At 29.8% G+C, this 26726-nt stretch carries 25 protein-coding genes; 5 read left to right on the top strand and 20 right to left on the bottom strand.

Annotated features, from left to right (window positions below; genetic code table 11):
- Nucleotides 1–243 precede the first annotated feature (243 nt).
- Entirely contained in the window at nucleotides 244–2916 is a 2673-nt protein-coding gene (locus GFV00_RS06245; RefSeq protein ID WP_160557615.1) for a reprolysin-like metallopeptidase, read from the top strand.
- A 69-nt stretch (nucleotides 2917–2985) separates the two neighbouring features.
- On the opposite strand, the gene GFV00_RS06240 is transcribed toward GFV00_RS06245, so the two are convergent.
- From GFV00_RS06240 to smpB, 6 genes are all read right to left on the bottom strand, one after another.
- Nucleotides 2986–3648 carry a histidine kinase gene (locus GFV00_RS06240; protein WP_160557616.1) on the bottom strand — a complete coding sequence of 221 codons (663 nt, stop codon included), beginning with the start codon at nucleotides 3646–3648 and terminating at the stop codon, nucleotides 2986–2988.
- 124 nt (nucleotides 3649–3772) lie between these two features.
- Nucleotides 3773–4846 carry an iron-containing alcohol dehydrogenase family protein gene (locus tag GFV00_RS06235; RefSeq protein WP_160542538.1) on the bottom strand — a complete coding sequence of 358 codons (1074 nt, stop codon included), beginning with the start codon at nucleotides 4844–4846 and terminating at the stop codon, nucleotides 3773–3775.
- A 4-nt stretch (nucleotides 4847–4850) separates the two neighbouring features.
- Entirely contained in the window at nucleotides 4851–5600 is a 750-nt protein-coding gene (gene kdsB / locus GFV00_RS06230) for a 3-deoxy-manno-octulosonate cytidylyltransferase (RefSeq protein ID WP_160557617.1), read from the bottom strand.
- A gap of 241 nt (nucleotides 5601–5841) precedes the next feature.
- Nucleotides 5842–7263: an OmpA family protein gene (locus tag GFV00_RS06225; RefSeq protein WP_160557618.1), complete on the bottom strand. Its 1422-nt coding sequence runs from the start codon at nucleotides 7261–7263 to the stop codon at nucleotides 5842–5844.
- A gap of 105 nt (nucleotides 7264–7368) precedes the next feature.
- Nucleotides 7369–8778 (bottom strand): OmpA family protein, encoded by a 1410-nt coding sequence (locus GFV00_RS06220; protein ID WP_160557619.1) that lies wholly within the window; start codon nucleotides 8776–8778, stop codon nucleotides 7369–7371.
- A 63-nt stretch (nucleotides 8779–8841) separates the two neighbouring features.
- On the bottom strand, nucleotides 8842–9300 hold the full coding sequence (gene smpB, locus GFV00_RS06215; RefSeq protein WP_105296380.1) for an SsrA-binding protein SmpB: 459 nt from the start codon (nucleotides 9298–9300) through the stop codon (nucleotides 8842–8844).
- A 45-nt stretch (nucleotides 9301–9345) separates the two neighbouring features.
- On the opposite strand from smpB, the gene GFV00_RS06210 reads away from it, so the two are divergent.
- Nucleotides 9346–10968, top strand: coding sequence for an ABC-F family ATP-binding cassette domain-containing protein (locus GFV00_RS06210; RefSeq protein WP_160542542.1), 1623 nt, complete (start codon nucleotides 9346–9348; stop codon nucleotides 10966–10968).
- A 165-nt stretch (nucleotides 10969–11133) separates the two neighbouring features.
- Here GFV00_RS06210 and GFV00_RS06205 read toward each other — a convergent pair whose 3' ends face one another.
- From GFV00_RS06205 to GFV00_RS06185, 5 genes are all read right to left on the bottom strand, one after another.
- On the bottom strand, nucleotides 11134–11775 hold the full coding sequence (locus GFV00_RS06205; RefSeq protein ID WP_255448833.1) for a C40 family peptidase: 642 nt from the start codon (nucleotides 11773–11775) through the stop codon (nucleotides 11134–11136).
- A gap of 114 nt (nucleotides 11776–11889) precedes the next feature.
- Nucleotides 11890–12372, bottom strand: a complete 483-nt coding sequence (gene rnhA, locus GFV00_RS06200; RefSeq protein WP_160542585.1) for a ribonuclease HI — start codon at nucleotides 12370–12372, stop codon at nucleotides 11890–11892.
- A gap of 15 nt (nucleotides 12373–12387) precedes the next feature.
- Nucleotides 12388–13092, bottom strand: a complete 705-nt coding sequence (locus tag GFV00_RS06195; protein ID WP_160557620.1) for an HAD family hydrolase — start codon at nucleotides 13090–13092, stop codon at nucleotides 12388–12390.
- A gap of 12 nt (nucleotides 13093–13104) precedes the next feature.
- A complete protein-coding gene (gene menA, locus GFV00_RS06190) occupies nucleotides 13105–14028 on the bottom strand; it encodes a 1,4-dihydroxy-2-naphthoate octaprenyltransferase (protein ID WP_160557621.1) in 924 nt (307 codons plus the stop codon).
- Nucleotides 14029–14160: 132 nt separating this feature from the next.
- Nucleotides 14161–15165, bottom strand: a complete 1005-nt coding sequence (locus GFV00_RS06185; protein WP_304505488.1) for a lipoate--protein ligase — start codon at nucleotides 15163–15165, stop codon at nucleotides 14161–14163.
- A gap of 218 nt (nucleotides 15166–15383) precedes the next feature.
- Between GFV00_RS06185 and tyrS the strand changes: the two genes are divergently transcribed.
- The 3 genes from tyrS (at nucleotide 15384) to GFV00_RS06170 (ending at nucleotide 17697) form a co-directional block, all read left to right on the top strand.
- Entirely contained in the window at nucleotides 15384–16682 is a 1299-nt protein-coding gene (tyrS, locus tag GFV00_RS06180) for a tyrosine--tRNA ligase (RefSeq protein WP_160557622.1), read from the top strand.
- Nucleotides 16683–16760: 78 nt separating this feature from the next.
- Complete coding sequence (locus tag GFV00_RS06175; RefSeq protein ID WP_160557623.1) at nucleotides 16761–17255, top strand: hypothetical protein; 495 nt, start codon at nucleotides 16761–16763, stop codon at nucleotides 17253–17255.
- A gap of 16 nt (nucleotides 17256–17271) precedes the next feature.
- Nucleotides 17272–17697, top strand: coding sequence for a DUF6646 family protein (locus tag GFV00_RS06170; protein WP_160557624.1), 426 nt, complete (start codon nucleotides 17272–17274; stop codon nucleotides 17695–17697).
- 72 nt (nucleotides 17698–17769) lie between these two features.
- Here GFV00_RS06170 and GFV00_RS06165 read toward each other — a convergent pair whose 3' ends face one another.
- From GFV00_RS06165 to GFV00_RS06125, 9 genes are all read right to left on the bottom strand, one after another.
- Nucleotides 17770–18360: an HAD-IB family hydrolase gene (locus GFV00_RS06165; RefSeq protein ID WP_160557625.1), complete on the bottom strand. Its 591-nt coding sequence runs from the start codon at nucleotides 18358–18360 to the stop codon at nucleotides 17770–17772.
- Nucleotides 18350–20029, bottom strand: a complete 1680-nt coding sequence (locus tag GFV00_RS06160) for a hypothetical protein (protein ID WP_160557626.1) — start codon at nucleotides 20027–20029, stop codon at nucleotides 18350–18352. Before GFV00_RS06160 ends, GFV00_RS06165 begins: the two co-directional genes overlap by 11 nt.
- 19 nt (nucleotides 20030–20048) lie before the next feature.
- Nucleotides 20049–20777, bottom strand: coding sequence for an SDR family NAD(P)-dependent oxidoreductase (locus GFV00_RS06155; RefSeq protein WP_160557627.1), 729 nt, complete (start codon nucleotides 20775–20777; stop codon nucleotides 20049–20051).
- Entirely contained in the window at nucleotides 20774–21574 is an 801-nt protein-coding gene (locus GFV00_RS06150; protein WP_160557628.1) for a hypothetical protein, read from the bottom strand. The genes GFV00_RS06155 and GFV00_RS06150 overlap by 4 nt, the downstream gene beginning before the upstream one ends.
- 593 nt (nucleotides 21575–22167) lie before the next feature.
- The gene (locus tag GFV00_RS06145) at nucleotides 22168–23493 is read right to left on the bottom strand and encodes an FAD-binding oxidoreductase (RefSeq protein ID WP_160557629.1); all 1326 of its coding nucleotides are present in this window, start codon (nucleotides 23491–23493) and stop codon (nucleotides 22168–22170) included.
- A gap of 4 nt (nucleotides 23494–23497) precedes the next feature.
- Nucleotides 23498–24361, bottom strand: a complete 864-nt coding sequence (locus GFV00_RS06140; protein WP_160557630.1) for a decaprenyl-phosphate phosphoribosyltransferase — start codon at nucleotides 24359–24361, stop codon at nucleotides 23498–23500.
- Between the two features lie 90 nt (nucleotides 24362–24451).
- Complete coding sequence (locus tag GFV00_RS06135; RefSeq protein WP_160557631.1) at nucleotides 24452–25048, bottom strand: ribonuclease HII; 597 nt, start codon at nucleotides 25046–25048, stop codon at nucleotides 24452–24454.
- Nucleotides 25049–25819: a C40 family peptidase gene (locus tag GFV00_RS06130; RefSeq protein ID WP_160557632.1), complete on the bottom strand. Its 771-nt coding sequence runs from the start codon at nucleotides 25817–25819 to the stop codon at nucleotides 25049–25051. It abuts the gene before it with no gap.
- Nucleotides 25820–25829: 10 nt separating this feature from the next.
- Entirely contained in the window at nucleotides 25830–26462 is a 633-nt protein-coding gene (locus tag GFV00_RS06125; protein ID WP_160557633.1) for an O-methyltransferase, read from the bottom strand.
- Between the last annotated feature and the right edge of the window lie 264 nt (nucleotides 26463–26726).

The raw sequence follows: 26726 nt of genomic DNA, 5'->3' as shown, positions 1-26726 counted from the left end.
TATAAAATTAGACATTCCCATTTATTGACTTCATTATATTATTTATCTTGATAATTTTGATTTATACTATACTATAAATCAAAAACCCTGTTTTTCATTTTATCTATTTTTTAAAAACTGTTGATAGTAAAATTACAATTTATAATTTTATAATTAATAATCATAAATAAACATTAATATTATTGCTTATTAATTTATAATATATATTTTTGTTTTCATAATAACATACAAAAATAGAAATACATGAAAATTTTCTTATTAATTATTAGTGTTTTTCTGCTTAGTATATCTCTTTCAGCACAAAATTATTGGAAGAGAACTAGCTTAACAGGAAAAAAGATTAGAAGTGAAAATATTAATTTACCCATTGAAGAACTATATACCGTTGATTTTTATTCTTTAAAAAAACAATTAAAATCTTCCGTATTAAGAGAAACTAACCAAGCTCCTATCATAGTATACGTTCCAACATCCGAAGGAAAAATAGAAAGATTTTCGGTTTATCATGCCCCTGTAATGGATGAAGAAATTGAAAATAAATACGAAATGTATTCATATGCAGGAATCGGTTTAGACGATGCGAACAAATATATTCGATTCAGTATTTCCCCCAATCAATTCAATTCAATGATTATGGATAATACGGGTACCATTCAGCTCATTGATCCTTATACAACCGATGGAGAAGTTTATTCAGTTCGTATTAGAAAGAAAAATAGCTTTAATGATTTCAATTGTAATACAGTTGATGAAATTATTTCGGAAGAATCAAATTCTTATAAAATAATATCGAGTGATCGAAAATTTCGCACGTATAGATTAGCTCTATCAGTAACCGGTGAATATACTCAGCATTTTGGCGGGGTGACCGGAGCTTTACAGCAGATAAATATCACCATGACCCGGGTGAATGGTATTTTGGAAAGAGATCTGTCTGTAAATCTTAAAATGATTAATAATATTTCTCTTATATATGAAGATCCAAATACAGATCCTTATTCTGATGCTTCTTTTATAAATAACTGGAATATGGAACTTCAAAAAACATTAACAGCAGTAGTTGGAGAAGATAACTATGATATTGGTCATCTTTTTGGCGGCAATGGTGGAGGGGGAAATGCCGGTTGCATAGGTTGTATATGTATTAGTCCTAAAATGGATCCAAACGGAATTCCTACTTCTGCAGGAAAAGGCAGTGGGATAACTTCTCCTTCAAATAATAATCCTTCCGGTGATCATTTTGATATTGATTATGTAGCTCATGAAATGGGACATCAGCTGGGAGCTAATCATACTTTTTCCTGTTGGCTTGAAAATACAGGGGTTAATATTGAACCGGGAAGCGGAAGTACGATAATGGGATACGCAGGTATCACTTCAGCCAATGTGCAATTAAATTCAGATGCTTATTTTCACTCAGCCAGTATTCAGCAAATTAATAAAAATCTACAGCCTAAAACCTGTGGAACAATCAATCAAATTCCTAATCATCCGCCTGTAGTAAATGTAGGCCCCTCTAGCGTGACCATTCCTATGGGGACACGGTTTTATTTGGATGCAGAAGGTACAACAGATCCTGATGGGGATAAGCTGACTTTTTGTTGGGAACAAATTGATAATGCTCGTAAGGATGTTATTCGTGTCGATTCTTCACAAACATACGGTCCTATATTCAGATCTTTTCTACCGACAACTTCTACAAGGAGATATTTTCCCGCTTTAACTACCGGTATTTACTCTCCAAATACATGGGAGACTGTTTCCAACGTCAAAAGAGCCCTGAATTTTACTGTAACCGTGCGAGATAATAATCCTAATAAACCTCAAACTAAGATTGAAACTAAAGAAGTTATGGTTTCTGATAGTGGGGGACCATTTATCGCAACATTTCCTACAGCTGATTATATAGCTAAGAAAGGAAGTTCAATCAACGTATTATGGAATGTTGCTAATACAACAGCACAGCCATTTAATACACAGTATGTAAATATTTCATTAGTTACAGATGAGGGGCAAACTATAACTCCTTTGGCTGATCAAATTCCGAATTCAGGAAATGCAACCGTGAATTTACCTGCTGATCTTATCGCTAAAAAAGCAAAAATAATGATTGAGGCCAGTAATAATATCTATTTTGCCTTAACCGAATATTTTTCAATAGGATATGAATCAGAAGTAATCTGTAAAAAATATAATTCAACCTTTACTCCTATTGCTATACCTGACGGGAATGGTGATCATTCAAATTCGAAGTATGCTGTTATGGCAGTTACTGTTCCTGATAATGAGAATTATGATAAACTGATTAAACTACAAGCTACTGTTGATGTAGATCATCCAAATATTGAAGATTTATTTATTGTATTACAAACTCCAGGTCAAAATGATTATAAATCTGCGGTTTTGTGGAATCATTCGTGCCCAAATAATTCAGGTTTAAATGCAACCTTTGATGATGTTGGAATTACAATGAATTGTTCCTCTCCAACTATAGGTACAATAAAACCTTATAATCCACTTCATTCTTTATTTAAGAAAAATTATAGCGGGCAATGGCTATTAGGGGTAGCAGATCATTATCCTAAAAATACGGGTACTTTAAAATCTTTTTCTTTGAATTTATGCAGTTTGAATTATAAGCAACTCCAAACCGATGAAAATTTTTCAGAAACCCCAACATTTAAAGTTTACCCTAATCCTTCTGAAGGAGTTTTTACTATCGATTTAGGTGCTATTCAATTTAGAGGGAATACAAGCCACGTTAAAGTTTATAATTTGGCCGGTAGCTTATTATTTTCAAAAGTTGAAAAAAATAAGCTTTTTTCTATAGATCTTACTAATTATCCTGCGGGTATATATACCATAAATATTACGGGGAATGGTAATTCTATATCCAAAAATGTAATTAAGAAGTAATCCTTTAAGCTAAAATAAATAAAGCACTCTTTTATGTTTTATGAGAGTGCTTTAAATTTTTCTTTATTTTTAAAATTTAAATTCTTTTTCAGGAATGATCTTGTTAATTTCAAGCGATTTAAATACAAGATTAAATTCAGAGTCATCCTCCTTGTTTTTGACGACCAAACGATAAGGAAAGATTAGTCCGGAGACTAATTTAAAGTCTGAATACAATTTACTTTCATTTGAAGTATCTTCTCTAACTAATTGATAGCTGGTTTTATCAAAATAATAAATTTCTGATTCTCTGTTGTTAGTTAGCTTAATTTTATAACAATTCTTGTTATCAATACGTTCTTCTCCGAGAAATATCGGAAGAAACCCTTTTGCAGAATAATCAATTAAATCCGATTCAAATGCTTCAGGAACGTAATTATTATTTTCTTCAAGAGAATTCGTTTGAAAGTTATATTGTATAGCTTTCTTTCCGTTGTAAGCATTTAAAATAATTTTTTTTCCCTGTATTTCAATACAAGTTTTATTAAGATTAGGCCTCTGCTGATAAATTTCTATAGGATATGACTCATTTAATCCTAAAATTATATCTCCTTTAATTATTATTGAATTCAATTCTTTCCAATGATCTGTTCCTCCGGTAACTTCCAAATGCTTTTTAATTATTTCTTCTACCGTCTGAGAATAACATATGTTCAAAAGGAATATCAGAAAAGCAAAAAAAAGTTTCTTCATATAAGATTAAAATGGGTTGACTGTAAAAAAATTCCAGGCAACTTTAAAGTTCTCCCGGAATTATCATTTTTCTTCAATTTATATCTTTACATTAATTGAACTATTATTTTTCGAATAATAGTATTTACATTTCTTCGTAAAGTGCTCTTAATTTTTCTTTAGTCATTATTTTCTGCCAATCTTTACCTAATGCATTTTCCCAAAGCGGTGCCATTCCATAAGAAACATTTATCATAGTATTGAATTGTTCATCAGACAATCCTTTGCATACACCTTGCGGAATTTCAATCTGATTTTTTTCAACCATATATTTAAATTCCTTAACTCCTTCCGGATAATACTCTTCTAATCGGTCAAAAACAATACAATTACCTACTCCATGATGAGTTCCTAGTAAATAAGAAAGTCCGTAACTCACCGCATGAGCAATTCCTACTTGTGAATAAGCGATGCTCATTCCTCCATGCCAAGATGCCATCATTAAATCTTCATCAGACTCATCATCCCATTCAGATTTATGAACATATACTTTTTGGCAAAGTTCTAATGCTTTTTCTCCGTAACTTTTACTGAAAGCATTAAGATATGTTCCTGTTAAAGACTCTATGCAATGAATATAACAATCCATACCGGTAAAAAATGCTTGATTCTTTTCTACTCCTTTTACTAAAGATGGATCCAAAATAACTTGATCAAAAGGGGTAAAATCTGAATTAATACCTAATTTTCTTTCCGGCCCGGTTAATATACAAGTTCTGGAAACTTCTGCTCCTGTACCACTAATTGTTGGTATACCTACATGATAAACAGCCGGATTCTTCACTAAATCCCATCCTTGATATTGAGAAGAAGAACCTTCACTATTCATCATGATTGCAACAGCTTTTGCCGAATCCATTACACTTCCTCCTCCTATTCCAATAACTCCGGAAACAGTTCCATATTCCTCTTTTAATGAATCTCTGATCGCATCAATTCCTTTGGTTTTGGGTTCATCAGTAGTATCTATAAATATAATTTTATCTTTTCCTTTTAAGGGAATTCTTTTTTCTAATTCTTTTCCTTCAAACACTTTATCTACTAAAAAAATAAATGGATAATCTTTATTTCTTTTTTCTTCAATAATTTCTGAAGTTTGATCAAAGCTTCCACGTCCATAAATTACACGGGGAACCATTGGAAAATTTCTGAATTTCATATTTTTATTTTTTCTCGTTTATCTGTTTTTTTAATATTTCATTTGCTTTTTCTAAATCCTCCGGCGTGTCTATTTCAACTCCTACAAAATCAGTCTCTATTACCTTAATTTTCATGCCATACTCTAAATATCGTATGCACTCCACCTTTTCTGCTTGTTCGTTTTGTAACATCGGTAATTTTGCAAAATCTAGTAAGGCTTGTTTACGGAAAGCATATACACCTACATGCTCATAGTAATCCGCTTGAAATGATTTTTCACGAGGATAAGGTATAACTGAACGTGAAAAATATAGTGCAAAGTCATTTTGGTCTTTAACTACTTTTACATAATTTGAATCTTCAATTAAATTCCAATCGTCCATTTTACGAATCAAAGTAGCAACATCAATTTTATTATCTTGATCTTTCTTAAATACTTCAATTAGCCTTGCTAACGGTTCGGTTTTTACAAAAGGTTCATCTCCTTGTATGTTTATGATGATATCGCATTCTAAATTTTCAACAGCTTCTGCAATTCGATCACTTCCTGTCTCATGTTCCTTTTTACTCATAATGGCTTTACCTCCGTTTCTGGTAATTTCATTATGAATTATTTCGGAATCAGTTACCACAAATACATCTGAAAAAAGCCGGGTTTTGATTGCATTTTCATAGGTTGACCGTATGACTGTTTTTTCCCCTAACATACCCATCAGCTTAGCAGGGAAACGAGAGGCTGCATATCTTGCAGGAATAACTGCTATTATTTTCACGTTATTTATAATTTAATTACAAAGTTAACTAAAATAGCTTTTGTTAACCGGTATTATCCTTATTAAAAAAACATTTTAAATGTGCTTATTTTTTATCTTTAAAATTTCTTTAACAGCTATTATTTTTTTATAAATCATTAGTTAATAATTGTATTATTTTATTATGCTTTTATAAATAATGAATAAAAAAAGTCATCCAAAATTTGGATGACTTTTTTATTAGAAAAGTTTGTTTAGTAAATTATCTTCTTCTTTGACTAGGAGTTTTTACTTTAACTTCTTCTGTGATTGATACTTTTGAACCGGTTTGATCTAAGATCACAACTCTTCTATTTTCTCTATCACAAGTTTCTTGATCCGGATAAAGAATATTTCCTTTATCGTCTTTCTTAGCATTGATATCTTGTTGTTTACATAACAATTCTGATTTACCGAATCCTCTTGCTATCAATCTATCTTTACTTACTCCGTTTTTAACTAATTCGTTGACTACAGATTGTGCTCTTTGTTTTGATATTCTATTGTTTACAGCTACAGATCCTACTCTGTCAGTATGTCCGTCTACAAAGAATTTTTTACCATCAAAACTTCCGTCATTTAACATTTTTGCAGCATCATTAACTAATGGTAAAGACTCTGCTGTTAATTTAGAACTATTAAATTCAAAATTAATATTTTTTAATTTGAATGTAACGTCTTTAGTTTCCCAAGGACAACCATTATTATCAATTGGTCCTTTTACTGTTGGACAATTATCATCAATATCAGGAATACCGTCTCCATCTGTGTCAGGACATCCTTGGAATTGTGCAGGTCCTGCTGCATTCGGACATCTGTCTTGATCGTCAGGGATACCGTCTCCATCTGTATCAGGACATCCTTGGAATTGTGGTAATCCCGGTGTATCCGGACATCTGTCTTGATCATCTGGAATACCGTCGCCATCTCTATCGCTTGGTGCTACCGGTGGTGGTGGTAATGGTTGTTCTTTCTTAGCTCCAAATTTAAATATTAAGGATGCTGAGTGTTGAAAGAAGTCAGAATAATCTTTTGATTGATTAGTTACCCAGTTATATTGAGATTCTATGTTTAAACCAAAGTTTCTGGTAAACCAAAAGTTAATACCTACACCCCCGTTTACTACGAACATATCATTTTTTCCTGTAAATTTTCCTCCTAACTTATAATTTTTATCTGAGTTATAATCATCATCATAAGCATCTAAGTGAGTAGAAGGATCATCCTCAACAATTTTAATTCCTTTATAAGAATATTTGTGATAGTTTGCACCTACTCTCACATATGGGTCCAGCCATCTTAATGATTTTGACTCACTAAGTGGTGTAAATCTAAGACCTAAACCTGCTAAAACAAAAAATTCGTCTTTTATTTTTAATCTTTTGTTATCCATATCACTTATTGAAGCTTGTAAATCAACTGCAAAGTTTTTACCAATACTTCTTGCTACAGTTAATTTTGATAATGGAAAAGAAAAACTATAATCATCGGTATCAAAATATCCGTCAAAGATACCACGCACTGACGTATGGTCAGTTGCATGCATCCCTATCCCCACATACCACTTTTCTGTAGTATTTTGAGCTTTAGTTACAATGGCCATTATAACAGCTCCTATTGTAATCAATAATTTAAATTTTTTCATATTAATTTCTTACTACTATGATTTATTTTATTCTACTAAACAAATTCTATTCCAATATATAAAAAAACCATCCTAATAAGGATGGTTTTTTTATTTGTAGATCAATTATTTCTTAATTTTCACTTCTTTTGTTACGGAAACTTTATCTCCTGCCTGATCTAAAACTACCACTCTTCGATTAGATCTATCACAAGATTCTTGGTCAGGATATAATATATTTCCTTCTTCGTCTTTTTTAGTATTGATATCTGCTTGTTTACATAATAATTCTGTTTTTCCAAAGCCTCTAGCTATCAATCTATCTTTTTCTACACCTTCATTAACTAATTCGTTAACTACAGATTGTGCTCTTTGTTTTGATATTCTATTGTTTACGGCCACAGATCCTACTCTGTCGGTATGTCCGTCTACAAAGAATTTTTTACCATCAAAACTTTCGTCTTTTAATAATTTAGCTGCATCTTTTACTAATGGTAAAGATTCTGCTGTTAATTTAGAGCTGTTAAATTCAAAGTTGATATTTTTTAATCTGAAAGTAACGTCTTTAGTTTCCCAAGGACAACCGTTGTTTTCAATTGGTCCTTTTACGGTTGGACAACCATCGTCTACATCAGGGATACCATCGCCATCTGTGTCAGGACATCCTTGGAATTGTGCAGGTCCTGCTGCATTCGGACATCTGTCTTGGTCGTCCGGAATACCGTCTCCGTCTGTATCAGGACATCCTTGGAATTGTGGCAATCCCGGTGTATCAGGACATCTGTCTTGATCGTCTGGAATACCATCGCCATCTCTATCACTTGGTGCTTCTACCGGTGGAGGTGGCGGAAGTGGTTCTTCTTTCTTAGCTCCGAATTTAAATATAATCGATGCTGAATGTTGGAAGAAATTTATATAATCTTTAGAATATGCTGTTGCCCAGTTATATTGAGATTCTAGATTTATACCAAAGTTTTTTGTAAACCAGAAGTTAATACCTACTCCACCATTTAATATGAAATTATTATCATGACCTGTAAATTTACCTCCCAGTTTATAATTTTTCTTAGGATTATAATCATCATCGTAAGCGTCTAAGTGAGTGGTTGGATCGTTTTCAACGATTCTAATTCCTTTATAAGAATATTTGTGGTAATTTGCCCCTACTCTAACGTATGGATCTAACCATTTTAAAGATTTGGATTCACTTAATGGGGTATATCTAATACCTAATCCTGCTAAAACAAAGAATTCATCTTTAATTTTTAATCTTTTATTGTCTATTTCTCCAATTGAAGCTTGCAAGTCAACTGCAAAGTTTTTAGCTATGCTTCTAGCTACTGTTAATTTAGACAACGGTGGTACAATACTATAATCATCGGTATCAAAATATCCGTCAAAGATACCACGAACAGAAGTATAGTCTACCGCATGAGCTCCAATCCCGATATACCACTTATCCGAAATGTTTTGAGCAAATACAGTAGTTGCTAACGTTGTAGCCAATCCTGTAAGTAACAAATTGAACTTTTTCATATATAAAAATCTAATTTTTAGGTTGCAAAGTAACATTTTTATTATCTAACTCCCAAGAAAAAATTAATATTTCTTTACCATTCTGTTAATATTTCGTTTGGATTCTCTTTCTTTTATCGCTTCTCTTTTGTCATATAATTTTTTCCCCTTCGCAAGATATACTTGGATCTTCGCGATTCCTTTTTCATTGATATACAATTTTGTAGGAACAATCGTTAATCCTGTTTCTTTAGTTTTTCTTAACAGTTTGTTAATTTCCTTTTTATGTAATAACAGTTTTCTTTCCCTTTTTATTGTATGATTATAACGAGTTCCGTAATAATATTCGTCAATGGTCATATTTATTACATATAATTCGCCATTAATAATCTGACAAAAACTCTCTGCAATACTTGCTTTCCCTAATCTAATAGATTTTATCTCAGTACCATGTAAAACTATTCCTGCCTCATATTTATCCAATAATTCATAGTTAAATCTTGCTTTTCTATTCAGTATATTTACTTTATTTTCAAATTTCATAATCAAAGTTTTTCTTACTACTTTTGTACAAATTTATTAAAGTATATGCTTACAGTATCAAATTTATCTTTACAATTTGGAAAAAGAGTACTCTTTGATGAGGTTAATGTAAAATTTACGAAAGGAAACTGTTATGGAATTATTGGAGCTAATGGAGCAGGAAAATCTACATTTTTGAAAATTCTATCCGGCGATGTTGAACCGACTACAGGAAGTGTAAGCCTTGAAACAGATAAAAGGATGTCTGTATTGGAACAAAATCACTTTGCTTATGATGCATATCCTGTACTGGAAACGGTTATTAAAGGGAATCAGAAACTTTTCCACATAAAGGAGGAAATGGATGCTTTATATGCCAAACCTGATTTTTCTGATGAAGATGGAGTTAAAGCGGGAGAATTAGGTATTATTTATGAAGAAATGGGAGGTTGGAATGCTGAGTCTGATGCAGGAACTTTATTATCTAATCTTGGAATAAAAGACGATGCACATTATAAAATGATGTCTGAATTGGAAAATGCTGACAAAGTAAGAGTATTACTTGCTCAAGCTTTATTCGGGAATCCTGATGTTCTTATTCTTGATGAGCCTACGAATGATTTAGACATTGAAACCATATCTTGGTTAGAAGATTTCTTGGCGGGATATGAAAATACTGTAATTGTTGTTTCGCACGACCGTCACTTTTTGGATGCAGTTTGTACTCATACCTGCGATTTGGATTTCGGAAAATTAAATTTATATACCGGTAACTATTCATTTTGGTATGAGGCCAGTCAATTAGCTGCCCGTCAAAGAGCTCAACAAAACAAAAAGGCTGAGGAAAAAAAGAAAGAACTTCAAGAGTTTATTTCCAGGTTTAGTTCTAATGTTGCTAAAGCAAAACAAGCCACGGCTCGTAAAAAAATGATCGAAAAATTAAATATTGAAGATATTAAGCCGTCCTCTAGAAGATATCCGGCTATTATTTTTGAACAAGAACGTGAAGCCGGGGATCAAATATTGGACGTTAAAGGATTGGAAAAAACTAAAGATGGTGAATTGTTATTCAGCAATATTGACTTGAACCTAAAAAAGGGGGATAAAGTTGCCGTTCTATCCAGAAATTCTTTGGCTATTACTGAATTTTTTCAAATATTATCCGGAGAGTCAGAACCTGATAAAGGGAGTTATTCTTGGGGTATAACTACTAAGCAAAGTTACCTTCCTTTAGATAATACTAAATATTTTCAATCGGACGATAACCTTGTAGATTGGCTTCGTCAGTATGTGAATACAGATGAGGAGAGACATGAAGAATATATCCGAGGATTTTTAGGTAAAATGCTATTTAGCGGTGATGAAGCTTTAAAATCTTGCAAAGTTCTTTCGGGAGGTGAAAAAATGCGTTGTATGTTTTCAAGAATGATGTTATTTAAAGCTAATGTTTTACTTCTTGATGAGCCTACCAACCATTTAGACTTGGAAAGTATTACGGCTCTTAACAACTCGTTAACCAATTTTAAGGGTACTATTTTACTTTCTTCTCATGACCATGAATTATTATCTACTGTTTGTAACAGAATCATTGAATTAACCCCTAAAGGTATCATTGACCGCTATATGAGCTACGATGAGTATTTATCTGACGCAAAAGTTAAAGAACTTAAAGCGCAATATTATAGCTAAGAAATTATTGGGCGAAATTTAAATCGTAAAGATTTTTATTTCACCAAAATGATAATACTATAAAACCTTTTAATCTTTAAGATGATTAAAAGGTTTTTTTATATAATAAACTTCGAATTATCCGGCTGGCAAGCGTGTTATTCTAAACAATATTTTTACTTTAACTTAAAGAATCCTTTGTGCTTTTTTAAATTTATTTTTCCAATAAGTTTCTTCGAGAGAACTAATTATAACCCCTTTAGATGTTGAGGCATGTATGAATGTTATTTCGCCTGAACCGGATATGTTATAGACTATACCTACATGATTTATTGAACTCCCCCCTGTATTAAAAAACAATAAATCGCCTTCTTTTATTCGAGAGATACTTACATCTTTTCCAGCATTAGACATATCTATGGAACGTCTTGGTAATTTTACATCTATTCTTTGGTAAGCATTGCAAACTAAACCGGAACAATCTATGCCACTGAAAGTATTTCCTCCATATTTATAAGGAGTCCCTTTATATTTTTCTGCTTCTTTCAAAACCAAAATAACATCCGTAGATTTTATATTTTTATGAACTCCGTATTTTTTTGATTCTAAATTCGAATCTTTCTTTATCGGTTTTGAAATATGGGGTGATTTATGCGATGGTTTTGATTTTGAAATATGTTTATTTGTTTTATTGGAATTATAAGTATATCTTTTCGAATGAGGATGTTTTGATTTTTTATATGAAGAAGTTGCCTCGTAAGATACACAAGATGTAATAAATGAAAAAAACATCAATCCGAACACATAGATTACCATTTTACTTTTCATATATCTTATTTTTTAATAATCTTTGTGCTAATTTATAAAATTATGAACATTTTTTTAACACGTTATTTACTAATTTATTAACAAATTATTTTTCTAACGGTTTAGACTATTTAATTAAAAAATATTTTTATTGTCTGATATAAGATTTTCATATCCCATATCAATGGACAGATTTTCTCCTTTAGCTGCAGCAGTTGCTAACTGATCCGCCTTTTCATTATAAAAATGCCCATGATGACCCTTTACCCAGTGAAAGGTTACTTTATGTTTTTTGTAAATTCTAATAAATCGAATCCATAGATCCGGATTTTTAACTTTTTCAAATCTTTTTTTCTCCCAACCATAAATCCATTTATTATTAACGGCATCGACTACATATTTTGAATCAGAATATATTTCAACTTCTTGATCGGGTTTATTAATTTTTTCCAAAGCAATAATCACGGCCAATAATTCCATTCTATTGTTGGTAGTCAAGCGAAATCCTTCTGAAAAGTTTTTTTCATATGAAGTTCCTTTCAGCTTCATTATTATGCCATACCCTCCTTTTCCCGGATTTCCAGAAGAAGCTCCGTCTGTATAAACCTCAATCATAATATCTATTTAATCTATTTAAAAGATATTTTTTAATTCTAACAAATTTTTAATTATCGGAATTTCTGCATTTTTATAATGATCTTCTTTTTTGTAATTAAAATAGACCGGATACATCCCTATTCTTTGAGAACCTAATACATCTGCCTCCCAATCATCTCCGATAAATGCGGATTCATTCACTAATGCATGGGCTTTTTTAAGGCCTAATTCAAACACTTCTTTAGCCGGCTTTCTTTTATTTATTTCTTCTCCGCTGGTTAGGGTGGTTATATAATCTTTAATACAAGTTTCTTGAACTTTTTGTTCGGTTTGTTGTATAAAGCCATTGGAAACAACATGTAATTGATAACCTTTTGTATTTAGATATTTCAAAATTTCATCTGCATACTCGATTAAATTATTGTTTTCCATGATCTGAGTTAAAAAATTGGCATTAAAATAATTCCAAATTTCAGGGTCATTTATATGAAATTCCAAAAACGTATCTTTGAATCTTTTCTCCAATATATCTGCTTTGCTTACCTTATCTTGCCTATATAAAGACCATAGATTTTCATTCCTGTTGTAATAACTTATATAAAAATCTGAAAATTGTAATTGATACTTTTCTTCAATTTTTAAATTTTCATAAATATTTTTAAGAGTTAACTTTGAATTTTTATCCGTATCCCAAAGCGTATTATCAAGATCAAAGAATATGTGTTTTATGTTATTTTTCATGTATAGTTTTTTTTAAAGACTTAATCCCATTCCAAAGAAAACGGAAAAACATAAGGCTAACAATGCTGTAGGTTTTAAGTATAAATCTAAATCTTTGGGGTTTTGGGTGTAAAGAATTTTTCTGCGTACTATAGTATTCGGAATAAATAGTATAAAGAATAAAAATGGTTTTAATGATGACCAACTATCGAGTTTTATAACAAATTCTTTCTGATGTATTAACAGGAAAATGAGACAAAGTATAAAAGGAAGATTCATTAGTACCATTTGATAATACTTAGCATTTTGAAATCCTAATCGTAATGCCAGCGTTTTTTTATGACTGATTCTATCCGATTCAATGTCTCTCATATTATTTAGATTCAAAACGGCTACACTAAATAAGCCAATTGCAGAGGCGGGAAGCAAATTATCCCAAGTAAAAGACTTTGTATAAAGAAATTCACTTCCTAAAACAGAAACCCATCCAAAAAAAATAAAAACAAAAAAATCCCCTAATCCCATATATCCGTAAGGCTTTTTTCCCATTGTATAAAATATAGCTGCTAATACACAAGCAATTCCCAAACCAATGAATATAAAAAATTCACTTTTATAATTGGGGATAAAAGCATACCAAAGCAGAACTACCGAAGAAAGTAGGGATAGAAATACAGTAATTAAAATTGCACGAAACATGGATTGTTGCGTAATAGCCCCCGATTGAATAGCACGAACCGGACCAACTCGTAACTCATTATCGGTTCCTTTGGTTCCATCGCCATAATCATTGGCAAAATTGGACAAAATTTGAAATAATATGGTTGTAAGACAAGAAAGCCCAAAAATAATTCCATCAAAATTTCCTTTCCATTTGGCAAGTAATCCTCCTAAAATGATTCCACTTAATGAAAGCGGTAACGTTCTTAATCTAGCGGCCTCAATCCAATTTTTCATCTGTTTTTCTTCTATTTTTTAACTTTTTACAAAAATACACTAATTATATGATAGATTAAACGCATCCTGAATTGGATAAATAATTGCGTCAAAATATATAGAATTATTAATTACTCTAAGATTACCGACTTATCAATATATTAAGGTAAGAAATTCATCAAGTGTGATTTTCCCAAAATATGTTGATAGATCAATATCTTTTAATGAATCGGCAACGGAAGCTTTTGTGTATTTTTTTCCTATTAATCTGTTCTCTATATCTTCAAGGTTTCCCACTCCGAAAAAATCTCCGTATATCTTAATTGCAGTAATGTTTCCTTCTTCTACATTTAATTTTAAATCAATGGAACCTATTGGAAATCGTTGACTTCTTTCCATATAAAATTTAGGAGAACGTCCATAATTCCAATCCCAATTTGAATACCTTTGATGTGAAATTTTATTTATTTCTTCCCAATCTGCTTCCGTCAATTCATATTTATTGACATCTTCTGTTTTATCTACATTAAAAATTGAAAGTAGTAATTTATCTCTAAATTCTTCTATAGTTAAATCTGTTGTGACAAAATCAGATATATTGCAAACTCTGCTTCTGATTGATTTAATTCCTTTCGATTCAATTTTATCTTTTCTTACCTTTAAAGAGTTAACAACTTCATCCATGTTGCTATTGAATAATAGTGTTCCATGGGTAAACATTCTTTTGTTTGTGGCAAATTGAGCATTTCCGCTTATTTTCTTTCCTTCTACTACTATGTCATTCCTTCCCTTAATTTCTGCATTGACTCCCATTTGCTGCAACGCTTCTAGTACAGGATGTAAATATTTTTGGTAATTTGAAAAACTATTACCATCGTTTTTGGTAATAAAACTAAAATTTAAATTACCTCTATCGTGATACACAGCTCCTCCTCCCGATAACCTCCTAACGACTTTTATGTTTTTTTCTTCTACATATTCTGTATTGATTTCTTCTATAGTGTTTTGGTGTTTTCCTATGATTATGGAAGGATCATTTATATAGAAAAGAAGATATGAATCTTCCTCAATTGGCAAGTTCATTACAAGATACTCTTCAATAGCTAAATTAATTTCGGGATTGTAATTGTTTTTATTATCTACAAATAACATTCTCATTTTTTTGGATCAAAAATACAATAAATAGTTTTTACGGCTTCTTTACTGAATATACAGCGGCTCATGGGTATTCATTATAAGTAAACCAATGTGATATTAAATATTATAATATATATTTAATTTGTTTAGTTAAAACCGTAAAAAAAGTATAATTTATGCTTATAAATGGAACATATTCATCGAAAAATTATAAATTTGCCTGTTGAAAAATCTAACATATGAATTCTTTTATTGAAGAGTTAACTTGGAGGGGATTAATTCATAATATAATCCCGGGAACAGAAGAACAATTAAATAAGGAAATGACGCTGGGTTATATTGGTTTTGATCCGACTGCAGATTCTCTTCATGTAGGAAGCCTGGTGCCTATCTTACTTTTAGTTCATTTTCAAAGACATGGTCATAAGCCTGTTGCTTTAGTGGGTGGTTCCACAGGTATGATCGGTGATCCATCCGGAAAAAGCACAGAGCGCAATTTACTGGACAGTGAAACTTTACAAAAGCACATTTTAGGAATAAAATCTCAATTAGAACGATTTTTAGACTTTGACAGTAACAAGTCAAATGCTGCCATACTGGTTAATAATTATGACTGGATGAAGGATGTTACTTTTTTAGACTTTGCCCGTGATATTGGAAAGCATATAACCGTTAATTATATGATGGCTAAAGATTCCGTCAAAAAAAGATTAAACGGTGAATATCAAGAGGGTATGTCTTTTACAGAATTTACATATCAACTTTTACAAGGTTTTGATTTTTATCATTTGTACAAAGATAAAGGAGTTAAACTTCAAATGGGTGGTTCCGACCAATGGGGAAATTTGACCACAGGAACGGAACTTATTAGAAAAAAAATCGGTGAAGAAGCTTTTGCTTTAACTTGTCCATTAACAACAAAGGCTAATGGTACTAAATTCGGTAAAAGTGAGGGCGGTGAAAATGTTTGGTTAGATGTAAATAGAACTTCCGTTTTTAAATTTTATCAATTCTGGTTAAATATAACAGATATTGATGCTGAAAAATATATAAAAATATATACATTCCTCTCCAAGGAAGAAATTGAATCATTAATTAGAAATCATAATGAAAATCCATCCCTTAGGATTTTACAAAAAAAATTAGCTGAAGAAGTCACCCGTTGGGTTCATGGTAAGGAAGAAACGGATAAGGCCATTAAAGCTTCCTCTATTTTGTTTGGAAAATCAACTAAGGAAGATTTCCTATCTTTAGATGAAACTACTTTTTTATCTTTATTCGAAGGGGTTCCGCAAAAAGAAGTTTCTTTAAATATTCTTAAAAACGGAATTTCAATTCTTGATGCATTATCAGAAATAACCGGTTTTTTATCTTCAAAAAATGAAGCTAAAAGAGCTCTAAAGGAAAAATCAATTTCTGTTAATCAAGAAAAAATTAGCGATGATTTTATTATTAATGAATCAAATTTAATTCAAGGAAAATACGTTTTACTTCAAAGAGGAAAAAAATCATATTTTATCCTTAAAGGAATTGAATAAAATAGTTTTTATTTTAAGTAAATAAATTTTATAAAATAACACAATATATATTTTTGCAACACGTTATATAACAAATAGATGAAAGGGCTTATTAAGTTTTATCATCCTGATGAAACCTTAGTGTATCACATCAGGAAATGTTTTTGTAAGGTTGTTTTTCTTAACAAGAAAAATACATTAGTAGTTGAAATAGAATCAGATGATGATTTAGATCACGTAGAAGAAGACTCATATCAAAATGAATACCCGCAAGTGTCTTTTTCCATTGAAGATTTCGAAATTCCAGTAAAAACTATACAGCAACTTTGCGGAAAATCATTTCAAATACCTTCATATGATGAAAAAGAAAATGAAAATGGCGAAGTAGAAGAATTATATTATACAAATCTGAATTTAAATGATGAGGAGGATTTGGAAACAGACAATAATGAATTGAAATTCGGTAAAGATGAACAGGGTAATTTAAAACTTATATGGCAAGGCTATTGTGAAGATTTTATTACTCAAGAAGAACCCTTACGATTTAAAGTATCTTGCTCATTCATCAACGATATCTTAGAAATAGACGATTAACCTGAACCATAATATAATGAAAAAATTATTAGTACTTTTTTATTTTTTAGGGCTGATTTCCTTTACCCATGCTCAGAGTTTTAGAGGTATTGGAGACCAAAAAGTACAGTTAGGAATTAATGCTTTTGGGTATGGAACCGGAATTACTGCTAGTTATGATTACGGAGTAATGGATTGGCTTTCCATTGGTGGTGGTACCGATTTTTACTGGAGTGCCGATGATGATAATTTTTTTATTTATGGACGGGCTAATTTTCATTTAAATGATCTCTTAGATCTTCCTCATACTATGGACTTATATCCCGGAATAAATATAGGAGGAAGAAATGGCGGTTTTGGTATAGGTGCACATATTGGGTATCGTTATTTCTTCGATGATAAATTTGGTGCATTTGCAGAGCTTGGCAGCCATGGTTCTATTGGAGTTATTATAAACTTATAAAAATAAATATACAGAATATCGGATTAAATCAGGAATTTTACTAGTAGTTTTTTTTCTGAACTTACTACATTTTTATTCAAAATGACGATAAAAAGGATCTGTCGCAAGTTCTAACATATTTTTATCTCCTTTACTATCTCCAAATGCGTATATTTTGGAATAATGGGCTAATTGTATTTCACTAATTATTCTAACTACTTTCTGCTTATAATTACAATTGGGTGTAGCAAATTTACCGTTAAATACTCCATCAATATATTCTGCTTCTGTAGAAATCAAACGTAATCCTAAATATTTTGCGAAAGGCTTAACCCATAGATCTAAGGAAGCTGTGACGATATATTTATTGGGTTCTCTTGATAACGCTCTTATGTATTCCAATGCCTTGGACCTGATAATAGTATTTTTCCTACTTTCAAAATAATATTGAGCTAATTCTTCTAATTCTAAACGTGTTTTACCTTTTAAAAATTGAGAGATAAATTTTTGCTTAATTTTTCCTGCATCGAATATTTTAAATCTTACCAATATAAATAAAGGAATAAATTTAATAAAGACTTTTTTGTATTTATGAGGAAAAGAAAATTGTAAAAAATCAAATAAAGTATCTTTGTTTGTTAACGTTCCATCAAAGTCAAATATATATAAACAATTATTCTCCATCTTTTTTAATATAATAATATTTTTTAAATAAATAATAATTCTTTTTATCTTTTTCGAAATCTTTTATCGAAACAACTTGGGCGTTTACCCCATATTCTTTAAAATAGAATTCTTCACTATCATAATCGACTTTTATTTTAATAGTTTTATCGCCAAAACACTTTTTTAACATAGACAGACATTTTCTTTTTTCATAACTATTATATATAGTTTTACTATAGTTGTATCCTCCTATAATAAATATCATAATAGCAACTAAAACTAAACTAATTTGGCTAACAACTTTTAATATTGTGTTGCCGAAATAATAAGTTAGAAAAAAAATTAAGATCGGAAAAATCCATAATTGTGGTATAAAACGAGCCCACCATGCCCCTTGTATATAAGGTAAGATGCTAGTAAAAATAAACATCACAAAGAATAACATTAAATTTCTTTGATCTTTTTTTAGATAAAAGCATAGTGCTATAAACAATACAATTGCTAGTATAAAAATTCCACTAAACCAGAAACCGAATCCTGAAATTCTAGCACATGCTATTGATGAATATTTAATCTCATAAAATTTAAAGGTAAAAGGTATTTTAAATTCTTCGATATTTTCATTTATAGTACCATTTGACCAAGAATGTGGAGCATGGTTAACTCTATAAAATAGAGATTTAAAAGCAGCAATAATTGATAAATCATCTTTTAATGATGGCGGCCTTTGATGTTCAATAATATCAATTTTATTTTTTCCAACAACAGGATATATGGGATTCCCCTTTTTAAGTAAATTTTGCCCAAAAGGATACCAGGAAACAATTCCTATTATTATTCCTGAAAGTATTAATAATTTTAAATTATATATAATTTCTTTTATCCTTTTTTTATTTAATAAGTAAATAAAGTAAAAAAAGAACAGACAAAGTACTAATACAAATGATGTCAACTTTATATTAACAAATAAAACAACGATCATTAATAATAGCAAGTCTAAATAAGGCCATTTCTCATTAAAGGATTTTAAGAGTAATAGTGACAAACTTATTAATAATGATAAATAAATTATTCCATCTACGTAAAAGGTAAATAGTTGATTAATTACAATAGGATTAGCATTTAAAAACAAAGTAAATACTACTGAAAATATTTTTTTATTAAATATTTTCTTGATACTAAGATATGTAAAACATAAAGATGATAATAAAAATAAAAAATTGATAACCTTGGAAGATTCAATATTACGAGTTAAACAGTAAACAGAATATTGCGAAAATTCAATTCCTTTTACATAATGATTATATACATATTGAAAAGGAATATCTTTTGTCATCTCTTCGTATATAGGATTCCATTTTTTACTAATTTCCAAGATAATACCTTTATGATATAACATGCCATCCTGACTAAAATCAATGATAAAGCTATTAATGACTATTGTAATTAATACAAAAGCAGTAAAATAAAACATGGTTCCATTTACCTTGCTTGTTGGAAATTTAAATAATGCTAAAAAATAGGACAGAATTATAGCTAAAGGAAAAACAAATAAGTTAGATTCTATCTTGAGATTTAAAAATAAATTTATAAGTAAAAAATTAAAAAATAAGGTTGATATACATAAAAAGCCAATTAAATATATATCAATTTCTTTTAAGGAAAAATATGATAAAATTTTTTTCATTAATTTAAATGATCATAATTTACATCTTTAATTTTTTAAATATAAATTCCGGAATATTCCTTACAATTAGCATTATATATCTCCAGATGCCCGTTATATAAATTTTATTTTTTTTCTTCTTATATGCTTTATAAATAATGTCTGCGGCTTGTTGCGGTGAAGCGGTTAGGAGTTTGGGTAATGCCATTCCCAAAGTCATTTTGGTATCCATAAATCCGGGAAGAACGGTCATAACATGAACATTTTTATGATAAAGATAATTACGCAAACCATCTAAATAAACCATAAATCCGGCTTTAGAACTCCCGTAAATAAAATTACTTTGCCTACCCCGAAGTCCGGCAACAGATGATAATCCGATGATAGTTCCTGATTTTTTATTTTCAAATTTTTGAGCAAAATAATTTACTAATGGTACAAGTTTAGAATAATTTATTTCAAGAATCCTTTGTGTATTATATTCATCATATAATCCCGCTTCTGTATTTTTCCCTAAAAAACCTGTCGCACAAAACAATAAATCCGAATCAATAAAATCAAATACAGAATAATCAACATCTTTAGTTAAATCAAAATTTATAATTTCGGAATCTTGTTTAAACTTAATTAAAATATGCTTTGATAATCGTTGGGTTTCTTCCGGGTTTGACGTTATTAAATATATTTTGGGATACCTGTTTATATTTTCAGATAATAATTTATTAATAAATGCTTGAGAGATGTCTGAAGTTGCTCCTAGAATTATCATTTTATTTCGGAATTGTATAATATTAAACTTTTATTTGTAATTGAATTGTCTTTTTGAATGGTTTGGATGTCAGGATTAATTGATCTTACAATATTAGAATTTATATAACCTGATTGTAAATAAGGATGAAAGTATTCAAATTTTTTATTAAGTAATGGAATTTTATATATCGAAACATGATCGTTACCCGTATCATTTAAAAAATATTTTAGATTTTTTCTTTCTTTTAAAATTTTTATCACTTTTACTCTATAAGAAAGGTAATTTACCGGCGATTTCAGTTGATATATTATATTTATTGCTAACGATAAAATACTTAACATAAAAATATAATGCAATTTGTTGGGATAAGTTTTAAAAAATAATATTAAAAATGAAAAACAAAAACAGAAAGATGCCGGAGCCAACATTCTTGTGTTTAATGATTCTATTCCCTGTGTAAATTCTGAAATAAACATTAAAATGAGATATATACATCCTATAGTCAGTAATAATTGATGAAATGTGGTAACTTTACCTTTAAAAGGCCTTTTATAAAACCATATATAGGTTAGTAAAAAGAATAAATCTATTATCAATATACCTATCATTATAAAAATTACTGCCGACGTTGGTTCCAGTATTTTAATTGAAAATATAGGATTAACAACATTTAGTACACCTAACAAATTATCTAAGGTATGTTTCCATAGGCTATCCAATGAGGGAGCTGATCTTATATGCTCGCCAAAAAAACTTCCAAATTCCAGGTAATTATATATTAAATATATACTGATTCCTAAAGATGAAAATAACAAATAATAAAAATAATTTTTATAAATAAGTTTATTGAAGAGCTTATATTTAATTGTATAACATATAAAGTATATTGTTATTGCTATAAAAATATATAAGCCTGTATATCGTACTAAAGTTAAAAATACAGTTAAGATAACTGCCGGATAAATAATTTTAAATTTTAATTTGTTTTCTGTCAATAATTTATTTAAATAAAAGATTAAAATATAAAAAAGTGTCAAGAAAATACTTTCAGAAATAGAAAGAATATAAAGAGATATAATAAATTTTAAAGTAACCAGTAAAGCCGTCTCCTTAAAATAAAATTTTTTAAAATATGAGATGCCAATTATAAGAGTAAAACTTAAGCAACTAATAATTCGAGAACCAAAATAAAACTCATTTGTAAAAAAATATCCAATTCTTAAAACTATTGGATATCCGATAGGAAACAAATTACTTTTACCATTCGGTATTTCCTTTGCAATCTTAAAATAAGATAATGAATCAGGTGTAATACCACCAAACGGCAAAAACAAAGGTAATAAAGTAATACTTAATAATGTAATTATGATGAGAATCCAATATTTAACTATCTTATAACCCGCCATTATCAAGATAAATAATTGGTAATTCTTTTTCTTTGTAAAGAATCAAATTTACCCGTTTCAGGAACTTTGACATAGTCTATAAGTGATTTTTTAGACATGGAATCTTTGGCTAAATAAATCCTTCCTCCATAATGTTCAACTATTTCATCTAATTCCTTAACTAGAAATGGTAATTTTTTATTGATTTTAAAATCCAATGCTAAACTGTATCCGTCAATAGGAAACGAATTATGAGCATTTATATTACCTTTTTTATATAATTTTAAAACTGCAAGGAATGAACCTTGGCCGCTTTTTGCTATAGTTTTTAAAATCTCTGTCATTCCCTCTTTACCTACCTTTTTGGGTATTATAAATTGATATTGTATAAACCCATTTTTACCATAAATTCTGTTCCAATTGTTGATCGCATCTAAAGGGTAGAAAAAGGTATCATAGTCTACTACATTACTTATGATTTTTTTTCTTTGTTTCAAATAATATAAAAAATTAAAAGCCTTAACAGACCATGTATTCAACACAAATGACGGAAAATCAAAAGGAACATTTAATTTTAATTTTTTCTTAGTTTGTAATGGATTTTCTTTCCATTGAGTGGGTAATTCCGACAACTTTGCATGTTCACCCACCATTAATATTGATCTCCCCATTTGGTTGCCTTTTTGTAGGCAATCAATCCATGCTACACTATACGTCCAGTTTTCACATTCCTCGAAAAATTTAAAAATTTCCTCAAGGTTTTCAGCCTTTAAAACTTTTTGTTTAATATAAGCCGTCTGTATTCTTTTTAAAGTAAATTTTGCAGAAATGATGATACCGGTTAATCCCATACCTCCAATGGTATTCCAAAATAAATCGGAATTTTCCTCACGGGAGCATTTTTTTATTTCTCCATCTTGGGTGATTATTTTGAAATCAATCAAATAATCTCCAAAACAACCTTCTGAATGATTATTTTTTCCATGAACATCAGATCCTATAGCTCCTCCAACCGTAATTAATTTAGTACCCGGTGTTACAGGTAAAAAATAACCTTCGGGAACAATTACATCAAGAATATCAGACAAAATAACTCCGGATTCACATTCAAAAATACCTTTTTCTCTATCAAAGGATAAAAATTTATTTAATCGCAGAGTAGATAAAATATGATCGCTGTTTAACGAATTATCGCCATATGACCTTCCGTTTCCCCTTGCAATAATTGAAGTACTATTTTTTATTATTTTTACTATTTCTTTTACGTCAGATGTTATATGAAAATTAGTTTTAACTACCGGATATTTCCCCCAATTAGTTATATTTATTTTATTTTCAATTTCACTCATCTTTTTAATTTAAATATTTTAGTATAAAAATCATCACAACCCAAATTGCCAAGTCTATTTGGAGAAATAAGTCTCTGTAAAGCACCTTGGTAGGAGATTCTGTTTTATTATATACAAAAGTTAATTGTAAATACCTTAGTATACCAATTAACGCAAACAAAGAAGTATATACAATATAATAATGGAAGTTCATTTTTATTACAGGATCTAAGGTATACATAATATAGCAAACGACAAAACAGGTAGAAACCATCGTAATTGCAATATCTATAAATTGAAGATTATATCCGTCTAATGCTTTTCTAGTTTCGCCGGTTAATTGAACGTTTATTAATTCTCCCCTTCTTTTCCCTAAAGCCATAACTAGTGCTAAAAAAAAGGTAACTAATATCGCCCATACAGTAATGGGTAAATTTGTTGCAAATCCTCCCATATAAATCCTTAGTAAAAATCCTAAGGCAATAATCACTACATCTATAATAGCAATTTGCTTTAATTTAAAGCTATAAGCTAAATTCATTACAAAGTAAACCGAAATTATTAAAATTACTCCCCAAGAATGAATAAGATACCCCATAAAATAGGATGCAAGAACTAGAAATAGAAAAACAATAATTGCATGATTAATTCGTATCTTCCCGGCGGCCAGAGGTCTATTTTTTTTTTCAGGATGCATTTTATCTTTTTCAATATCTATATAATCGTTAATTATATAAATTGAACTGGCTATAAATGAAAACGAAAAAAAAGCGACTATTGAATTTAACAATAAATGCAAATCCAAAATCTTACCTGCAAAAAATATAGGAAGAAATACAAAAAGATTTTTTAACCATTGCTTGATCCTTATTAACCTTAAATAATCCACTTTTATTTTATGTTCTTGAATATATAAGTTGTAAAGATAAAAAATTTATGTCAATTATATCTTTATACAATGAGCTTTAAAAGCTATAATTTATAAATTTAAGAATAATTGATTGTCTAACAGTTTAAAAGTCTTTCTATGAAGGTAAGTAATTCCATATTTTTTTATTGCTTGCCTATGAGCAATCGTTGGGTACCCCTTGTTCTTTTTCCATAAATAATCAGGAAATTCTTCATGGAATTTATCCATTAAAAAATCTCTGTGATTTTTAGCCAAGATGGATGCAGCAGCTATATTCATATAATTAGCATCACCCTTTATCGCACAAAAATGCGGTATTTCTTTATATTTATGGAATCTATTTCCATCAACTAATAAAAATTCGGGTTGAACTTTTAATTTATCTACAGCTAAATGCATAGCTAAAAAGCTGGCATTTAAAATATTAATTTCATCAATTTTTTGTGGAGAAACTTCTGCAATAGCATAATCAATTGCATTTTGTCTAATAATACTATCTAATTCTTTTCTTTTCCTTTCACTTAGCTGTTTGGAATCATTGATTTCTTCATTAAAAAAGTCTTCAGGAAGCACGACTGCTGCTGCAACTACAGGACCTGCCAAACAACCTCTTCCTACTTCATCCAGTGCAACTTCAAATTTATATTTTGAATATTTTAATTTCATTTAGAATATTCTTCTGATAAAACGCAACTGATGCGTATATTTATTAAGGTCTGAATTAAATATCCCTGTATAATCTAAATTGTCAATGCGCACTTTTCCGTGGGCATGTAAAATTTTCCGATCAGGAAGTATAAACCCCACGTGTATAATTTTTCCATCCTGATTTTCAAAAAAAGCAAGATCTCCCGGTTCTGCTTCTTCTATAAAACTTAATACTTGCCCTTCTAATGCTTGTTGACCGGCATCTCTTGGTAATTTATACCCGGCTAATTTATAAACCATTTGAACCAAGCCACTGCAATCAATGCCATAGGTTGTTTTCCCCCCCCACAAATAGGGAGTGTTTATGTATTTAAAAGCCAATTCTAAAATTTGATCTTTTTTTTGTTTTCCTTTTAATAAAGTCTCATCAATAAAAAAATGTTTATCGGGAGCTAATTTAAAAACACTATTATCAATAGCACCGTGAACCTCTGCCCCAATGGTAACCGGAAAAGGTTGATTATTTAAAATTAATAAGCTGAAAGGCTCAGATATATATGAATGATCTTGAGAAAAATTAGCAAATTCTATTTCACTGAGAATGGAAACCTGTTTATAATCTACCCATCCTTCATAGCCATCAAAATAAATTTTAATTTTAACCCATTGTTGTTTCACTTCTAAAATCTCACATAGCTCTCCAAACAACAATTGAGTAACCATTTCTGAAGAATCAGACGGTTCTTTTCGTACTGGGGCAACACTTACCTGGCAAATAGATTTACTCATAAATGCAAATTTATTTTTTTCTAACAATACTTATACCATCTCTGATAGGTAAAATTAGCACTTCTAGTGATGAATCTGATCTCATAAAAGAATTGAATTCCCTTATACTTTCCGTTTTTTTATCTTTAAAATCTTCGACAACCTTTCCCTTCCATAAAATATTATCTGCTATTATTATTCCCCCTGAACGCAACTTTGGCTTAACTATCTCAACATACTTACTATAATTCTTTTTATCGGCATCCAGAAAAACCATATCAATTTCCTGATTGATTTCTTGTAAAACATTTATAGCATCATCCAAAATAAAATTAATTTTGTGGGAGTATTCAGATTTTAAAAAGTATTTTTTAGGTATATATGCCGTTTCGCGATTATTATCTACTGTAATTATTTTACCGGACTCTGAAAGTCCTTCAGCTAAACATAATGTTGAATATCCGGTAAAAGTTCCTATTTCAACTATTAAATGGGGAGAAATTAATTTCGAAATCATACTTAGTAGCCTTCCTTGCAACAAACCGGACAACATATGTGGTTGTGTCGTTTTTAAATACGTTTCTCTCCTTAATTCTTTTAATAAAGTCGGTTCTTCTGTACTGTTTTTTTCAATATAATCTTCAAGTAAAGGGGTTATCTCCATTATTTTATATTATTCTTTACAAATATAATTCGTTTCTAAAAAATCGTTACCATTAAATGGTATTATATCTAACTAATAATTAGGACATTTAATCTTACTAATATTTACACCCTATTATATAAAACGTCTTCTATAAAGCAAATTATAAACAAAATTCTTTTATTAAAATTTAATTACACATATTTTTAATGAATTTAATAACATAAATTATATTAATTTTTTAACAGTATAACATAATGCTTAAAATACAATATTTTTGTACAC

It is taken from the genome of Apibacter sp. B3935 (assembly GCF_009827705.1).
Lineage (GTDB): Bacteria > Bacteroidota > Bacteroidia > Flavobacteriales > Weeksellaceae > Apibacter.
The sequence above is the reverse complement of the archived record's forward strand: the minus strand, read 5'-3'. Positions and strand labels throughout refer to the sequence as shown.

Bases quoted from the DNA above. Each gene is read 5' to 3' on its own strand.
- GFV00_RS06130 (WP_160557632.1), bottom strand. From the start codon at position 25,819: ATGAGTAAATCTATTTGCCAGGTAAGTGTTGCCCCAGTACGAAAAGAA.
- GFV00_RS06155 (WP_160557627.1), bottom strand. From the start codon at position 20,777: ATGATAATTCTAGGAGCAACTTCAGACATCTCTCAAGCATTTATTAAT.
- GFV00_RS06175 (WP_160557623.1), top strand. From the start codon at position 16,761: ATGAAAGGGCTTATTAAGTTTTATCATCCTGATGAAACCTTAGTGTAT.
- GFV00_RS06220 (WP_160557619.1), bottom strand. From the start codon at position 8,778: ATGAAAAAGTTCAATTTGTTACTTACAGGATTGGCTACAACGTTAGCA.
- GFV00_RS06245 (WP_160557615.1), top strand. From the start codon at position 244: ATGAAAATTTTCTTATTAATTATTAGTGTTTTTCTGCTTAGTATATCT.
- GFV00_RS06240 (WP_160557616.1), bottom strand. From the start codon at position 3,648: ATGAAGAAACTTTTTTTTGCTTTTCTGATATTCCTTTTGAACATATGT.
- GFV00_RS06235 (WP_160542538.1), bottom strand. From the start codon at position 4,846: ATGAAATTCAGAAATTTTCCAATGGTTCCCCGTGTAATTTATGGACGT.
- GFV00_RS06160 (WP_160557626.1), bottom strand. From the start codon at position 20,029: ATGAAAAAAATTTTATCATATTTTTCCTTAAAAGAAATTGATATATAT.
- GFV00_RS06135 (WP_160557631.1), bottom strand. From the start codon at position 25,048: ATGAAATTAAAATATTCAAAATATAAATTTGAAGTTGCACTGGATGAA.
- tyrS (WP_160557622.1), top strand. From the start codon at position 15,384: ATGAATTCTTTTATTGAAGAGTTAACTTGGAGGGGATTAATTCATAAT.
- menA (WP_160557621.1), bottom strand. From the start codon at position 14,028: ATGAAAAATTGGATTGAGGCCGCTAGATTAAGAACGTTACCGCTTTCA.
- GFV00_RS06145 (WP_160557629.1), bottom strand. From the start codon at position 23,493: ATGAGTGAAATTGAAAATAAAATAAATATAACTAATTGGGGGAAATAT.
- GFV00_RS06195 (WP_160557620.1), bottom strand. From the start codon at position 13,092: ATGAAAAATAACATAAAACACATATTCTTTGATCTTGATAATACGCTT.
- GFV00_RS06205 (WP_255448833.1), bottom strand. From the start codon at position 11,775: ATGAAAAGTAAAATGGTAATCTATGTGTTCGGATTGATGTTTTTTTCA.
- GFV00_RS06170 (WP_160557624.1), top strand. From the start codon at position 17,272: ATGAAAAAATTATTAGTACTTTTTTATTTTTTAGGGCTGATTTCCTTT.
- GFV00_RS06210 (WP_160542542.1), top strand. From the start codon at position 9,346: ATGCTTACAGTATCAAATTTATCTTTACAATTTGGAAAAAGAGTACTC.
- GFV00_RS06165 (WP_160557625.1), bottom strand. From the start codon at position 18,360: ATGGAGAATAATTGTTTATATATATTTGACTTTGATGGAACGTTAACA.
- GFV00_RS06185 (WP_304505488.1), bottom strand. From the start codon at position 15,165: ATGAGAATGTTATTTGTAGATAATAAAAACAATTACAATCCCGAAATT.
- smpB (WP_105296380.1), bottom strand. From the start codon at position 9,300: ATGAAATTTGAAAATAAAGTAAATATACTGAATAGAAAAGCAAGATTT.
- GFV00_RS06125 (WP_160557633.1), bottom strand. From the start codon at position 26,462: ATGGAGATAACCCCTTTACTTGAAGATTATATTGAAAAAAACAGTACA.
- GFV00_RS06225 (WP_160557618.1), bottom strand. From the start codon at position 7,263: ATGAAAAAATTTAAATTATTGATTACAATAGGAGCTGTTATAATGGCC.